Source organism: Paenibacillus sp. NAIST15-1 (assembly GCF_001894745.1).
Taxonomy (GTDB): Bacteria; Bacillota; Bacilli; order Paenibacillales; family Paenibacillaceae; genus Paenibacillus_B; species Paenibacillus_B suaedae.
This window is the reverse complement of record NZ_BBYF01000006.1, coordinates 210,257-225,503: the sequence shown is the minus strand read 5'-3', so window position 1 is coordinate 225,503 and position 15,247 is coordinate 210,257. Positions and strand designations below refer to the sequence as shown.

Genomic DNA, 15,247 nt, shown 5'->3' with positions numbered 1-15,247 from the left:
CGGTACTAACATGCGTTCACAGCTAGGAAAGGGAAGATAAAAAAAATTTTAGAAAATGGAGGGTTATTCAAATTTACAATGAATAAATGGTATAATTAGGTTGCTTTGTTGAGAGGAGAAAAAGGGCTGGAAGTTTATGCTGCAAGGCATAACAAAAACTCCCTTCCTGCACGAAGCAGTAAGAGAGTTTGTATTTCTGCTTATATTCAGTGAACGAATCCGAACGGATGAATCGTTGTGCGATTTACTTAGCCAGCAGTTCAGGCAAGTTGATCTGCTCGTCAAGTTGGTCTGCGAAGCGACTCATGCATTTGCAAATGAAATCCTTGCGGCAAATCGGGCATGGAATAGTAAGCAGTCTGCTAACATGTTTGGCACCGTGATTATAAAAGACGCGGCATAGCGTACCATCTTGCAATTTTACTTTTACTTGATAAAGGTTATCGGCATCGTTGCGTTCGATTAACGTTTTTTCCTTTACAATCGGTTCATAGGTCACGTTGGCTTCACCTGCATCCTTAAATTTTTTGCAAGTAACATATTATGTTGTTTGGGCTCGTTTGTCAATTTATTTCTTCACGAAGGGTGGAAAATCCATATTCCAAAAATTAAGTATTTTCATTTGTCTTGCAGATGGTGATACATATAGTGAGCGAATGACTTTGAGACAAAATTGGAGGAGCCCACCATGCACGAAGACGACACAGAATTCAAGCATCTTAGTGAACTAATTGAAAAGAGAAACGAACTTCAAAATGAAATTAACTCCATACTTGCGCGAATGACGATGAAGCAGGAGGAGCGGGTGTCCAAACTTGCTGAGAGTATTTCCGCTTCACACAAACGCAAATAAGCCTTTCTCATAATCTTAACCAATGTTCACCTCTATATTCATAGCAGAATGCCAGGAGGTTGATAATTATATGATAAGGTACTCTGACTTAGAATCATCGGGCCACGCTTCAGTTGAAATGGGAGGCGAGCAGCAGAACGTGATGATGCCGAGAATCGAGCAAATGGTGCATGGCAATCATCCAAGGGTGACCCTCGCGCATTGGCACTCGCATTGGGAAATCAATCGTGTCGCTGGGGGCAACGGCCTATATATCATTAACGGAACACAGTATACGATCCAGCAGGGCGACATTGTGCTTATCCCACCTCAGCAATTGCATCGGGTATGCGGGACAGATCAGCTGCTGCTGGAAGCGTTTCATCTTGAGACGCCTCACCAGATGAATGGTTGGTGGGCCGAAGATATGAGTTCCGTAATACATCGTATCGGACAAACTGTGCCACATGTCCTGTATCGGTCTATGCCGCAATGCGGATTGCTATCCGAAGTGTTGATGGATGTGAAGCAAGAGCTGGCTCAGAGGGAGTTTGGCTATGTATCTATCGTTCAAGCACAATACATGCGGCTGCTGACGCTGCTTAGCAGATATGCTAGCAAACCCCTCTCTAGCTATACTCCTGCGCCATCTAGAGGTGTGCAGACGGTGAAAGAGGTCATTCGCGTAATGGAAGGTCAACTAGCCTTTCCATGGACGTTGAAGAAGCTCTCTGATTTGGCACATTTAAGCCCATCCCGATTCAGTGCGTTGTTCCAACAGACGGTAGGCACATCACCACTGGATTATCTCATCAGGCTTCGATTGACATATGCAGCTCAGTTATTAACCTCTTCGAATGAAAAAATCATCGAGATTGCCGCAGAAAGTGGCTTCCGCAACCTGTCCAACTTCAATCGACTATTCAAGGATCACTTCCAAATGTCACCTAGTGAACTGCGAGATACGAATGAACAGCTAGAAGCGTAATATTATTTTTTACATGGATATCTTCTCCTCAAGACACAAGAGATGTCATTTTACACCTATTTGATGTTCATTGAATTGTCACATTTACAAAATTTGCTTCCGAAATTTGCAAGAATGTATTGAGAGAAATAGGAAAGATTTTGTAATATGAGAAGTGATGAATGTAACTGACGAAGGGGCGTAGAACTGTTATGCAGAAATGGGCTATGTTCATTTTGTTCAGCATTGCGTGCCTGCTTGCCGCTGGCTTGATGCTGTTCAATATGCCGAAGCCGGAGGTCGAGGAGGCAGCTCCTGAGGGAGTCACTCTAGTTAAGCTTGTGGCAACGAGTGATTTTAAGTTCGACCAACCGGAGTATAAAGTGAAGGCTGGAGAGAAGGTTCGCATGAAGCTTGTGAACAAATCCGGCTTGCATGGTGCTGAAATTAAAGATTTAGGCATTGATCTGAAGGATGGCCAAATGGAAAAGGACGTTGTATTTGAGAAACCAGGCAAATACGAAATCCAATGTTCGGTTATGTGTGGAACAGGCCATGATGATATGAAATCGGTTCTTATTGTAGAATAATACGTTTCAGTTGAGAGAAGGGGCTGGCAAGCTCCTTTTTTTCATGCCGCAGGCAGGAACAGGAGATTGATCACCTACGCCGAATGTAGTAATGGGACGGAAGACTTAGGCTTTGAGGGATGAAGTAGAAGTCGACATTCCGCGTTATACGCAATACCATCTCAAGGGAGGGCTAACGAATGTATTACGTGAACATGGAGCAGATCGAGCAGCGTCTTGATTTTATACCGAATCTCATACAGACAGTAGAGCAGATTATAGCGAAATGGGACGGAAGTCTACATAGTTCGTTCGCGCAGGAACGTGCGCTGCACATCGCGATCGAGATTATAACCGATGTCGGAAGCTTGCTTATTGACGGATTCTTGATGCGTGATGCGAGCAGCTATGAGGATATCGTCGAGATTATTGCTCAGGAACAAGCGGTATCACCTGAGCTTCATGCGTCATTGCTTCAGCTTGTTGTCTTGCGCAGGGCGCTGGTTCAAGATTATATCGCTTGGGAGAGAGGGGCGATACATCCTCAGCTGTCCAGCCTCCCTGTATGGCTGCCAGAATTCGCTCAATCTGTTCGCCACTTCATAACGAAAGAACTGGCACTGAAATAATTCATGTATGGGATCTGAGGCAAGGTTGTTGTCTGTATGGGAGTGATGCGATACAATGACGATACGATGACAACCAAAGTTAAGGTGGTTACATGAAGCAACCAGTACGCAAATTATCCACACGTGAAGAGATTATGGGCTTACTCAAGACAAATGGAGCTATGTCTGTTGCTCAGCTTGCCAAGCAGCTGGAGATGACAGAGATGGGGGTAAGACGGCACTTATATGCCATGCAGCAGGATCATTTGCTGGATACCGAAATGGTTCGTCAGCAGATGGGTCGTCCCTTGCAAATGTATCGCTTGTCTGATACGGGTGACGAACGATTTCCAAAGCAATATCATCAGCTTATATTAGATCTGCTTCAAGAAATGGAATCTTGGCAGGATGAGAATAGTGTCCAACGTCTGTTCGAAGGCAGAAAACAGTCGATGCTGGAAAAATACACACCCCTTGTCCAAGGCAAGAATTTTGAAGCACGATTAGAAGCGCTTGGTCACATCCAAGACTCAAATGGATATATGGTAGAGACGGAGCAAGCAGACGATGGAAGCTGGCTCCTGCATGAGTACAATTGTCCGATCGCACAAGTCGCTCAGCAATATAAAGAACCGTGTGCTTGTGAACTAGCATTGTTCCGGGATTTACTGAATAGTGATGTAGAACGGACAGAATGCCTTGCTGAGCGGGGTCAGCGCTGTACGTACAAGATTCGTCCTCGAACAGACAAGCAGGAATAAATGGAATGAGTTCAGCGCACACCGTTGCACAGCCGTATTCCTGCATATGTTAGGTAGATGTAGGCAGACCCCTCAGGGGTCTGTCTTTTTGTGCTGCACAGGACAGGCATACCCAAAAAGTACAGGCATGGTTGTGTCAATACGAGCCCAACTTCCTTATACTGTCAATACGACATGGGCATGCGCCCGGTTGATTTCACAGCTAAGGAGGGGAGACGATGACGGAATGGAGCATCTTGTTGGCTGCTATTGCTTGGAGTGCTGTATGTATAGCTGCTATCGTTCTGATTATCCGTGGGATGCGCACATTGGGGAAGGCAGACGCTAGTTTGGATGAAGGGAAGCAATTAGCTCACCAGCTCCAAGTGTTGACGCGTCGTGCTGAGGATGTGCTGAAGGAAACAGAACAGACAGTAGGAACGGTCAAGGAGTGGACACATGAATTGCAGCGTGCCCGGGATATCATTCAACGAGGAAATGATGCATTGGAGCGAATTATATCTCATGCTAGCCAGCAAGGTACGGAATCTGCAGGGAAGCAGCGATTGACGGATATCCTCCAGCTATTTGAGCTAGGATGCTCTATATGGGCCTCCATTCAAGGGAAGCTATCTGGGCGCTCTCCTAGCTCGTCTACATCTCCTAGCTCGGAGAAATAGACCGGGAACTGAGTGATGAGGAGGAAGGAAAGATGAGCAATAAGAAGTTTTGGATAGGTGCATTAATCGGAAGTGTGATTGGATCGGTATCGGCATTGCTGTTCGCACCGAAGAGCGGTCGCGAGCTGCGCAAAGATATTGCAGAGGGTGCACAGCAGGTCAGTGAACGGACACAGGAGTGGGCAAGGCAGGTTGGAGAGCAGACAGACGAGTTGATTTCATCCGCCAAGGGCAAGGTTGCATCCTTCAAGCAAGGCTTCAGCTCATGGAAACAGCGGAATTCAGAAGAGGCGCAAATCGCGGCCATTTCAAGCTTATCTGCTGAACAAACAGCAGAACCGACAGCAGAACCGACAGCAGAACCGACTGAGGAATGGAATGAGGAAGCAGAGGCGGAAGTGAACGTGCAGGATGGGGAGAATAAGGAAGAAGTACAATAGCCGCAAGGAGACATTAGCAGCGTTTATTGTTAAAAATCCCTACCACTTTATGCGAAAGCAATGAGATGGTAGGGATCATTGTGTTTTCAAATACGTCTAATTACGTTGATTACCACTTGGATGGATCGATATCACCCGGATTCAACCCTTCCCAAATGTTGGGGATGTTCGCTTCTTCAGGATGTTCAAAAATTAAAAATGCAGTAGGCAAGTAACGTTCGCCATATTGGCTTGATGGTGAATTTTTGATGACGCCGTCCTTCTCGACAAGTACAGTAGACGAGCCTCCGTCCAAGTTAGCAGCGATGATTGCGCCATTCTCGAGCATAATTTTTTGGCAGTCGTATAAGTCGGCCCCGATACTATGAGGCTGGCGGCCATCAATAACAAGGAATAAAATTGCTCCATCCTCACGCTGCCCCATTACCGTCCGAGGTGCAATTCCCCAACCGTCCGCATGATTGCGGATTTGCCCCTTGCCGTTCACGATCATGCGAGGCTGGAAGGTAACTGCTTCTTTTACCCCCATGTCGAGCAGCTCGCTCACCGAGAAGTTGCCGGCGACCATTTTCCCATCCTTATCTATCCCTACAATTTGTGTATTTTTCTTGCCTACTCCGTTGTAATATAACTTGCCGTCGTTGATGACGACTCCGATTGGTTTGAAGCCATTGCCTTCCCAGTTCGGATCAGCGAATCCACCGCCATTGACTCCTGCAAGGGCACCAGTACGTTTTACCATGCTAGAGACCTTCTCGCCTCTTCCGGCCTTGCCGGGAACGCCAATTCGAATTTTGGATGGATCGTTCACTATCATCAGATACCCACTGAACGAAGCACCGGTAGCGCCTGTACCACTTACTTCCTTATATTCGATGAGTGGTTTTTTGGTTTGTTCAGCAATGGAAGGCTTCTTGATATCAATCGTGGCTTTCTCATCTCCCATTCGCTCGAAGTTCTTCCAATACTCTTGGACACGCTTGTCTAATTCGGCCTGACCAATAATATACTTGGCCCAATGTCGATGCTGCGTCGTGATTAGTGTATCGGCAATCAAGAACCGCATATCTGTACCGGAAGGGGTCAGGAATAACCATCCGGCGCCAAGGGAGCAAATTAGGATGAAGATAGCCGCAACCATGCGCAGAATGCGCCATACAGATCGTTTCTTCCTCGGCTTCCCTTGCTTGGGATTGCTAGTCCGCTGTTTTGCCCGAATTGCGTGGCGCGGAGGCAACGCTCGATTCTTATTGTGTTTGGAGATAGAACGCTCCGTTTGCATCTTTTTCAACCCTTTCTGATTTGTCTCCACCTATTAATGACGTTTTTTGGAAGCAAAAAGTTTCGCACCGTGTTTTGCCAGTACTAGATGACTTGAACCTTGTCCTTCTTACTGATAAGATCGAGGTACGTTTTATTTAAAGAATACATATGGTAAGTAAGGTCAGTCAATCAAGAGACGAAGGAAGCGGTGTATTCGTGCAGCAAGCTATAGCCATGCTCGATTCGGGTGTCGGTGGGTTGACAGTTGTCAAAGAAGTGATGCGTCAACTGCCGCGGGAGAAAGTCATCTATTTCGGTGATACAGCCCGTTCGCCTTATGGTCCTCGTACTGCCGAGGAAGTAAGGCTGTTCACCCGTCAAATCGTAGATTATCTTATTCAATTTCAGCCTAAAATGATCGTAATTGCATGCAATACAGCGACAGCCGTAGCATTGGAATATATTCGAGCATACGTGTCCATTCCTGTAATCGGAGTCATTCATCCAGGTGCCCGTGCGGCGCTGTCCGCTACCAATAGCGGCTATGTCGGTGTTATCGGAACAGAAGGCACAATCCGCAGTGGCGCATATGAACAAGCATTGAAGCGGCTGTCTCCTCATGTTGAAGTAGTCAGTCAAGCTTGTCCTCGTCTAGCTCCTCTTGTTGAGAGGGGGATGTTCAGAAACAGTGAATCGACCTCTGATGTTGTACGCGAGTCACTCGAACAGTTGCAGAATGTACCTATTGATACTCTCATTTTAGGTTGCACCCATTATCCATTCCTGTCCGATTCTATCCAAGATGCGATTGGGCCTAAGGTACAATTAATAAACTCAGCGGAAGAGACAGCTCGCGAGATCAGTACGATTTTGCAGGACAAAAGCCAGTTGGCGAATACGGAAGCAGTACCGGTTCATCAGTTTTTCTGCAGCGGCGATCCGGAAATATTCCAGAATATCGCCCGCCAGTGGCTTGGCGAGCAGATTCAGGCTACTCCAGTCATTTGGCAAATTCCTAAAATCATGTAATCCAAAATCATTCAATGAGAAACATGAACTTATATATGATCATGATATTTGAGGGCGTTCCTTTGAGCAGATAGTCTGCCAGATAGGAACGTCTTCTCTGTGTTACGACCTAGGGATGATCATCCTTGAAGTTATGAACCTCTATCCCGCCGCATATGCTCAACCAATAACGAATTGGGAGAGGAGCGACAATCGTGGCTGTTCCTTATCTAGTGCAAAAAGGGGATACCTATCTTCGTATTTGTTCACGTTACGGCATCCAACTGCATGCGTTGATGAACGCCAACCCTCAGCTGCGCTTAGAGGGATACGCAATTCCCGGACAAGTAATTGATATTCCGGAGCTTCCGTTTAATAAGTATGTTGTGCAGGCAAAAGACACGTTCTATCATATCGCTCAGCGATTCCAAGTATCGACACAGCGGCTCGCCGAAGCGAATCCAACCATTGATCCGAGGAGAATCATACAAGGGCAATTGATGCTAATTCCTTTCGAGTGGAGTAGGGAATGGGAGAGGAAGACCACCGAATACGGTTATGGTCAGTTAGTACGAGACATTCATCATTTGCAGAACAGTTATCCCTTCGTCCGCGTTGAGCAGATCGGAATGAGTGTGCTGGGGAAGCCGATTCCCGCAATTGTAATCGGCAACGGTACTGTGCCCGTACATGCGAATGGTTCTGTACATGCGAATGAATGGATTACATCGGCGCTATTGATGCAATTTGCCGAAGATTATGCAAGAGCCTACGACAGTGGCGGGGCATGGAACGGGTGGGATCCCCTTGCTGCGTATGAGCGAACGACATTGTGGATCGTACCGATGACGAATCCTGATGGGGTAGAGCTTGTGCAAGAAGGAATCTCCCCGAATCACCCGTTCTACAATTCGATTATGGAATGGAATCAAGGCTCTCGCAGATTCCATCGTTGGAAAGCCAATATTCGCGGGATTGATCTCAATGATCAGTTCCCTGCCTTTTGGGAGGAAGAACAAGCCCGAAGGGGTGTGTATTCGCCAGCACCTCTCAACTATGGTGGGACTAGGCCGCTGTCTGAGCCGGAAGCAGCTGCGCTGGCGGGATTATCCGAGCGGATTCCATTTGAACTAGCTCTGTCCTTCCATACGCAAGGACAGGAAATATATTGGAACTATCGTGATTTCGAACCAGATGAATCCTTAGCGTGGGCAGAACGATTCCAGAGGGCGAGTGGATATCGGGCAGTGAAGTTGTCAGGCAGCGATGCAGGCTATAAGGATTGGTTCATACAGCGCTACAGGAAGCCTGGTTTCACGATTGAAGTTGGCAACGGTATTAGTCCACTACCGCTCGATGACTTCGATGGAATGTATCGGGAAGTCGCCGCTATCATGAAGGAAGCGCTGCTTCCATAGCGAAGGCAACGATAATGAAGGACACGCAAGGGCATTGCTGCTTGCTGCTGTATGATCTCTGATTCGCTACGCACACTAACAGCAGGAGGTGTGTAACCATTGGCGAATCCAACTCCACGCAGTCCACAACGGCGACCACGTCCTAAGCGATCTTGGCAGAGGCTGTGGCTGCTTCTCAGTTCGGTGCCAAGATTACTGACATCGAAGCGTGTTCCTTTTTGGGAGAAGGCAGTATTTGTAGGCGCAATTGTTATCTACTGGTTGATTCCGGTAGATTTGATTCCATTTATGCCGATTGATGACATTATTCTCACCTTGATTCTGCTGCCTTGGTTTTCCAAACGTGCCCTAAAGTATGAAGATCCGAACCTAAAATGACGGAATGTGACGCAAAAGGTTGCTTCTCGCCCCAGGTTCCCGTACAATGACATAGAGGTTGGCGAACGCAACAATTTCATTGCGAAAGTACAACAAGACAATGGGGTAAAGCGGAGTGAAGAACAATGGCGAACGATATTCGTATTTGTGATAAATGTCGGCATATCAAAATGAAAACTTTTTTGCCGAAAGTTAAAAATCTGGATCCGGCATCGGATATCAAGATAGGCTGTAAGTCATACTGTGGGCATTGTGCCAAGCGAGTGTTCATCTATATCAATGGGCGATATGTTACTGCACCAACGGAGGATGAAGCTATCGAGAAGGCGAAGCCTTTTGTGAAATAGTAAGTTTTTAACCGCATAGAAAAAGCTGCGAAGCGATATCCTAACGTTGGAGACAACTCTCTGTTGGGAACAAACAGTCCATACTCTGGCGAAGGAGGCTCGCAGCATGTCCAAATATGACTCAAGCTTGCAATCGCAAAACCCGATTTCGCAAGCGCAGAACGCAGTCAAGACAGCGCACAACGCTGTATCTCAAGCAATGTCACATCCTTCGGACCAATCCGTCTATCAGGCGGAGCAATCTCTTCAACACGCTGAGCGTGCCGTACAACAGGCAGCAGACAGCGATAATCCACATCCGGTCCAATTAGCTGAAGAAATGCTTGCAGCGGAGCAATCCCGGTTGAATTCCATTGGTGCAGACCAACTGGATTCCTTTGAGGGATAGGTGTACGCAATTTATTGTCTTTATCGTCATGATGTTTGTTCTTGTCCCGGACTATGTCTGGGATTTTTTTGCCCTTCCATCGCCGACATCAAGTCTTAGCATCTGGGAGTGAGGTTATGGTATTTGGTATATCAGTAGTAGTTATATTAGCGTTTGTTATTTGGGGGTTCCTGTCCCCAGAGAGCCTATCCACGCAATCTAGCGCAGCCTTGTCATTTACGACAGAGCGGTTTGGATGGTTCTACCTGATTACGGCGCTAATCATTTTAGTCTTCTGTCTTTATCTTGCTTTTGGCAAGTTCGGACACATTACACTAGGCAACGATGATGACGATCCGGAATACTCTAATATTTCTTGGTTCGCCATGCTGTTCAGTGCAGGTATGGGGATCGGGCTCGTATTCTGGGGGGTGGCCGAACCCATCAGCCATTACATAAATCCGCCAACGCTAAAAGGGATGACGCCAGGTGCTGCGAATGAAGCGTTGCGCTATTCCTTCTTCCATTGGGGATTGCATCCTTGGGGCATTTATACACTTGTCTCGCTGGGAATCGCCTACTTTACGTTCCGAAAAGGCCATAATGGCTTGATCAGTTGGACTTTTGAGCCATTGCTTGGCGATCGGGTAAAGGGGCCAATTGGTAAAACAATCGACATATTGGCGATTATTGCAACGGCCTTCGGGGTAGCAACATCACTAGGTCTCGGTGCGATGCAAATTAATGGTGGACTTGCCCACACATTCGGTATTCCGAGCAATGCAACGGTGCAGGTCATCATTATTGCGATTGTAACGGTGTTGTTCCTTGCTTCTGCAGTGTCGGGACTGGACAAGGGAATTCGTATTCTCAGCAATACAAATTTACTTATTGCGTTAGGCTTGCTCTTGTTCACTTTGCTGCTGGGTCCAACATCCTTTATTTTTGATTCCTTTACTACGACGCTTGGCGGTTACTTGCAAAATATTATTCAGATGAGTCTGCGGCTGACGCCGTTCACAGAAGATTCCTGGGTAGCAAGCTGGACCTTGTTCTATTGGTCGTGGTGGATAGCATGGGCGCCATTTGTCGGTTCCTTTATTGCGCGTGTCTCCAGGGGGAGAACGATTAAGGAATTCGTACTAGGAACGATGCTGTTGCCAAGTGGATTCAGCTTTATTTGGTTCTCGGTATTCGGTGCTACGGGTCTGAAGCTGGAAATGTTCGATGGACTTCCAATCGTAGAGTCGGTCAAGGCGGATATTACGTCAGCATTGTTTGTAACACTGGATGCTCTGCCGTTTGGAAGTTATATTGCCATTCTGGCGACGCTGCTGATTATTACCTTCTTCGTTACATCAGCAGATTCCGCAACCTTCGTGCTCGGGATGATGTCGACGAACGGGAATCCGAATCCAAGTGCGCTGATTAAAATTGCATGGGGTTTATTCCAGTCCCTTATCGCAGTTGTTCTGCTGCTCGGAGGCGGCTTGGAGGCATTGCAGACCGCATCTATTCTTACAGCCCTGCCATTTGCCGTCATTCTGCTCGGGATGTGTCTGTCCATAACGAAGGCGCTTCGCAAAGAGGAGCGGGACTACCGTTTGAAGGAGAAGCGCAGACGGCGCAAGGTTGATAAGCTGTTGGAGCAGGAGGATTTACTGTAAACACTGCACTACATGATGTCTGTGCACCTTGGTTCACGGTCAGCAAGAAGATACAAGAAGAGCCGCTTGCGATGATGATATGCTCCCATCATAGTAGACAGTAGAAAAAATAAAAGTTTCTACTGCTACAGTGATGGGAGTTTTTCTGATGTCCAAAATAAGTTCAATTTCTTTTGAAACAAAAGTACATGTCGTTCAGCGATGCTTAGAGCACAAATCAAATCCAAACTATGAAGCGAATCAGCTAGGTATTAGCTATCACACAGTTAAAGAATGGATAAGGAAATATAGAGAAGATGGTTTGCATGGGTTAAAGCGATCGAATACATGGAGATCGTACTCAAAGGAATTGAAGCTAGCTGCAGTTAACGATGTATTGTCTGGTCATTGTTCTGTAGAAGAGGCGACAAAGAAGCATCGTATTTCGAGTAGAAGTGTTTTGGGGAAATGGATTACCAAGTATACTAATGAGATAGAATTGAAACCTACACATAAAGGAAAAGGACTATCTCATATGAACAAAGGACGTAAAACAACTTTCGAAGAACGCATTGAAATTGTTCAATATACAATCGCTAATGGGTTGGCTTATCAAAAAGCGATCGAAAAGTACGGTGTATCTTATCAGCAGGTGTACACCTGGGTTCGGAAATATCAAGCAGGCCGTGAGGATGCTCTTAAGGACAATCGCGGTCGCAAAAAGCCTGTAGAAGAACTAGATGAGCATGAACGTCTTAAGCTGCGGATTAAAGAGCTGGAAGCGCGAAATGAATACCTACAGATGGAGAATGCCTTCGCAAAAAAGTTAGCGGAGATCAAGCGACGAAATCAACGCTAACCCTCGTTCGACAAGGAAACTTGTATCAAGTGATTCAAGAACTGAACAAAGAAAAAGGTTACGCAATTACGAAGTTGTGTACGTTAGCTGGAGTTGCTCGATCTGCCTATTACAAGTGGTTAACATGGAAACCATCTGCCATGGAACTTGAAGTTCGTGCGTTAGCCAAAGAAGTGAAGCTTCGATATGACAAGCGAAAAGGGATACTTGGCTATCGTCAAATGCGCACGCAATTAAACCGAAAGCTCAAAAAGAAATACAACAAAAAGCGTTATTACCGAATCATGTGTGCTCTTGGGCTCAAAGCGGTCATTCGCAGAAAGCGACCAAGTTATGTGAAGACCTCGGAGATCCATGTAGCTGAAAATGTAATGAACCGTAACTTTGATGCCAATTCCCCTAATTCAAAATGGTGTACAGATGTGACAGAACTGAAGTATGGGAATGGGCGCAAGGCCTATTTGAGTGCCATTATTGATGTATATGATAATTCCATTGTCTCATGGGTATTAGGCCATTCTAACAATAATAAACTCGTGATGGACACGCTAAAAAGGGCTTACGCGAAGAACCCTGGCGTATCCCCACTTCTACAGAGCGACAGAGGCTTCCAGTACACGTCTCATGAGTATAACCGACTCCATGTAAAATACGGATTTAGGAAAAGCATGTCTCGTGTGAGCCGATGTTTGGACAACCAACCTATTGAACGATTTTGGGGTACTTACAAGTCAGAAAGCTATTATCTTGCAAAGTTTGATACCTATGAAGATGTCCTCAGCGATGTTAGCAAATATATTCACTACTACAACAATCACCGCTACACAGAGCGTTTGGATGGCTTGTCACCTAACGAATACCGACGAGCTGCATAATGAAAAATCCTCAGCTCTGTTAAACCGAGCTGAGGAAAATAAACGAACGATTTTTGTTTTTTTACACTGTCTACTTGACAGGGAGCACTTCATGATGCAGCGGCTCTTTTCGTTGTTTATTTTATTTCTTACGTTCACGCAATTGTTTAATTGCATTGTTCATAATGACCTGATCTGAGATGTGAAGTCGGTTCTGCGCTTCTGCCGCGAATGGCTGGCACGCAGCTACATCAGTTGGCTGGCGTGTCCCATAATCATAGCAGGTACCGTGTTCGAGCAGTCCGTCAGCAGACGGTACATAATATATATTGCCGTTTGTGAATGAGCCATTACGGAAGACGACTAAGCGATTTGCTGAGTTCAGCAGATTTTGCCCCATGAGGTGCTTATCGCTTGCATCGATTCCGAGCCAATGCAAGAGCGTCGGCTCAACATCTAGCTGACCGCTCACGGTATCATAGGTACCTGCATTTGCTCCATCAGGCAAGTGCACGATAAGTGGCACTTGGTTTTTCATTTCAAGCATATCGAAATCACTGATCTCATGACCAAGCATGCGAGCAAGCGGTTCGCGATCTTCAATCGAATTATCATGATCCCCGTACATCATCCAAATTGTCTTATCCCATAGACCGCGTTGCTTCAAATCTTCAATCATTTCGCCCAGCGCTGCATCTACGTAATGGATAGCCTGCAAATAGTCGCCAAAGATCGTGTCCTGATATGGATCGACATTCAGCTCCTGTTTATCTGCTGGCAGCTTGTACGGATGATGGCTGGTCAGCGTAATAAGGAAGCTATAGAATGGAGATTTGCCGTCTGCCATGTGCGCTACGGATTGGTGCAGGAATGACTTATCACCAAGTGACCACCCAAGCGGCTCGTCTATCTTATAATCGGTACGGCTCATAAAGGTGTCGTATCCCATATTGCTGTACATAATATATCGATTCCAGAACCCCGCATCATAGGCATGATACGCACCAGTGGAATATCCTGACGATTTCAGAATAGATGGCAGCGAATCATACGTTTGATCTGGATAACGGATAAAGACAGAACCGGTTGGCAATGGGTGAAGGCTTGCGTTCACACCAAAGTCTGCATCTGACGTCCGACCTTGTCCGGTTTGATGGGAGAAACGACTAAAGTACATGCTTTCCTTCAGCAGCTTGTTCAAATTCGGTGTAATCTCTTGTCCGTTGAAGGACTTGCCGATGACAAAATTCTCAAAAGCTTCTGCCTGCACAATAATGACATTGCTGCCCTTATATTTGCCGAAAGAGGCAGGCGGGCCTTGCAGCTTCGCACGGTGATCGTCGAACCAATGCTGCGCCTTATCCAGTTCTTCTTCGCTAAGCTTATTTCCGCCGAACCATTTCAATTCCGCATAGCGGTACACATCATACCCATGAAATCCGAACAGCCCTGTTATGTTATAGATGGAAGCATTCCACCAATTGCTCGAGAAGACGCCGGATGCCCATGTTGTCGTTGCTTGATGTATCGGCACAGCCATCATTAATGCGCCTATGACAAGGCTAAGAATATAGGTGATTAAGCGACTCACCCATGCCGGTCGACGGCGCCGTTCACTGCTAAGCGAGTATCCACTCCGATGTTCCCGGCGTTCCTTGGACAGTACTCTGAAATACATGATCGTTAATGGAATAACGATGATCCAATCGATGAATAGCCAGATGTCCCCGATATGGATCAAGGATGCGATACTGTCGCCAAGCGAACTAACTTGTCCAGCTTGCAGCAGCACCGGTACTGTGATGAAGTCTTGAAAATAACGAAAGTATACCAAGTCGGAAAAGATAAGAATTGTAAGTAGTACATTGAGCACAAGCAGTACTATTGTACGCCAGCGCTTGGACAGCCAGAACGTCCAACCGGCGATAAGGATAACAGCGCCAAGTGCGACGAAAAAGTCGGGCGTGGTCATTGTCATATAGGGAATCGATAGCGTTCGATCGAACCAAAACAGCTTCCACATCATGAAGACAATGAACCATACCATATCGAATCGTCCGAATATGGACGAGAAAGAAAGACGACGGCTTGAGTTGTGGTACGAGCCATACATAGACGAATTCATACTTTCATCCTTTCTGTACTTCTACTTATTCAAACAATCTTCATCATACCAGATTTTACGATAATGTAATAATTGAAAAAGAAGGTACCTGTTACAGTAGTGGACTTCGTTTATATATTTACCAATTATTTAAAAATGGAGGTATT

Annotated in this window: 18 protein-coding genes; 15 read left to right on the top strand and 3 right to left on the bottom strand. The window is 46.2% G+C overall.

The genetic code is table 11. The features are described 5' to 3' along the window. Positions 1-244: 244 nt before the first annotated feature. On the bottom strand, positions 245-499 hold the full coding sequence (locus PBN151_RS16065) for a hypothetical protein (protein WP_021253290.1): 255 nt from the start codon (positions 497-499) through the stop codon (positions 245-247). A gap of 189 nt (positions 500-688) precedes the next feature. On the opposite strand from PBN151_RS16065, the gene PBN151_RS31345 reads away from it, so the two are divergent. The 7 genes from PBN151_RS31345 (at position 689) to PBN151_RS16035 (ending at position 4,836) form a co-directional block, all read left to right on the top strand. Next, complete coding sequence (locus PBN151_RS31345) at positions 689-853, top strand: hypothetical protein (RefSeq protein WP_155987360.1); 165 nt, start codon at positions 689-691, stop codon at positions 851-853. Positions 854-923: 70 nt separating this feature from the next. Beyond that, on the top strand, positions 924-1,820 hold the full coding sequence (locus tag PBN151_RS16060; protein WP_065293618.1) for an AraC family transcriptional regulator: 897 nt from the start codon (positions 924-926) through the stop codon (positions 1,818-1,820). 191 nt (positions 1,821-2,011) lie between these two features. After that, positions 2,012-2,389, top strand: a complete 378-nt coding sequence (locus tag PBN151_RS16055; protein WP_021253288.1) for a cupredoxin domain-containing protein — start codon at positions 2,012-2,014, stop codon at positions 2,387-2,389. A gap of 179 nt (positions 2,390-2,568) precedes the next feature. Then, positions 2,569-2,997 (top strand): DUF86 domain-containing protein, encoded by a 429-nt coding sequence (locus PBN151_RS16050; RefSeq protein WP_021253287.1) that lies wholly within the window; start codon positions 2,569-2,571, stop codon positions 2,995-2,997. A 92-nt stretch (positions 2,998-3,089) separates the two neighbouring features. Then, positions 3,090-3,737 carry a helix-turn-helix transcriptional regulator gene (locus tag PBN151_RS16045; protein ID WP_072729793.1) on the top strand — a complete coding sequence of 216 codons (648 nt, stop codon included), beginning with the start codon at positions 3,090-3,092 and terminating at the stop codon, positions 3,735-3,737. Between the two features lie 218 nt (positions 3,738-3,955). Further along, complete coding sequence (locus PBN151_RS16040; protein ID WP_028533839.1) at positions 3,956-4,396, top strand: DUF948 domain-containing protein; 441 nt, start codon at positions 3,956-3,958, stop codon at positions 4,394-4,396. Between the two features lie 32 nt (positions 4,397-4,428). Next, entirely contained in the window at positions 4,429-4,836 is a 408-nt protein-coding gene (locus tag PBN151_RS16035; protein WP_072729792.1) for a YtxH domain-containing protein, read from the top strand. A gap of 109 nt (positions 4,837-4,945) precedes the next feature. Here the strand turns inward: PBN151_RS16035 and PBN151_RS16030 are convergent, their stop codons facing one another. Then, positions 4,946-6,118: a phosphodiester glycosidase family protein gene (locus PBN151_RS16030; RefSeq protein WP_021253283.1), complete on the bottom strand. Its 1,173-nt coding sequence runs from the start codon at positions 6,116-6,118 to the stop codon at positions 4,946-4,948. A 149-nt stretch (positions 6,119-6,267) separates the two neighbouring features. Here PBN151_RS16030 and racE point away from each other — a divergent pair, with 149 nt between their 5' ends. From racE to PBN151_RS15990, 8 genes are all read left to right on the top strand, one after another. Next, a complete protein-coding gene (gene racE / locus PBN151_RS16025; RefSeq protein WP_227774722.1) occupies positions 6,268-7,128 on the top strand; it encodes a glutamate racemase in 861 nt (286 codons plus the stop codon). Between the two features lie 194 nt (positions 7,129-7,322). Next, the gene (locus tag PBN151_RS16020) at positions 7,323-8,525 is read left to right on the top strand and encodes a M14 family zinc carboxypeptidase (protein WP_072729791.1); all 1,203 of its coding nucleotides are present in this window, start codon (positions 7,323-7,325) and stop codon (positions 8,523-8,525) included. Between the two features lie 99 nt (positions 8,526-8,624). Further along, positions 8,625-8,903: a YkvA family protein gene (locus PBN151_RS16015; RefSeq protein WP_081820002.1), complete on the top strand. Its 279-nt coding sequence runs from the start codon at positions 8,625-8,627 to the stop codon at positions 8,901-8,903. Between the two features lie 125 nt (positions 8,904-9,028). Beyond that, positions 9,029-9,250 (top strand): YuzB family protein, encoded by a 222-nt coding sequence (locus tag PBN151_RS16010; protein WP_072729790.1) that lies wholly within the window; start codon positions 9,029-9,031, stop codon positions 9,248-9,250. Between the two features lie 106 nt (positions 9,251-9,356). After that, complete coding sequence (locus PBN151_RS16005; RefSeq protein ID WP_005545996.1) at positions 9,357-9,638, top strand: hypothetical protein; 282 nt, start codon at positions 9,357-9,359, stop codon at positions 9,636-9,638. A 116-nt stretch (positions 9,639-9,754) separates the two neighbouring features. Further along, positions 9,755-11,284, top strand: a complete 1,530-nt coding sequence (locus tag PBN151_RS16000; protein ID WP_021253277.1) for a glycine betaine uptake BCCT transporter — start codon at positions 9,755-9,757, stop codon at positions 11,282-11,284. 148 nt (positions 11,285-11,432) lie between these two features. Continuing rightward, complete coding sequence (locus PBN151_RS15995; RefSeq protein ID WP_072729789.1) at positions 11,433-12,122, top strand: helix-turn-helix domain-containing protein; 690 nt, start codon at positions 11,433-11,435, stop codon at positions 12,120-12,122. Further along, positions 12,056-12,997: an IS3 family transposase gene (locus PBN151_RS15990; RefSeq protein ID WP_139295358.1), complete on the top strand. Its 942-nt coding sequence runs from the start codon at positions 12,056-12,058 to the stop codon at positions 12,995-12,997. Before PBN151_RS15995 ends, PBN151_RS15990 begins: the two co-directional genes overlap by 67 nt. Before the next feature lie 121 nt (positions 12,998-13,118). Here the strand turns inward: PBN151_RS15990 and PBN151_RS15985 are convergent, their stop codons facing one another. Next, entirely contained in the window at positions 13,119-15,101 is a 1,983-nt protein-coding gene (locus PBN151_RS15985; RefSeq protein ID WP_083545166.1) for an LTA synthase family protein, read from the bottom strand. Positions 15,102-15,247: the final 146 nt, after the last annotated feature.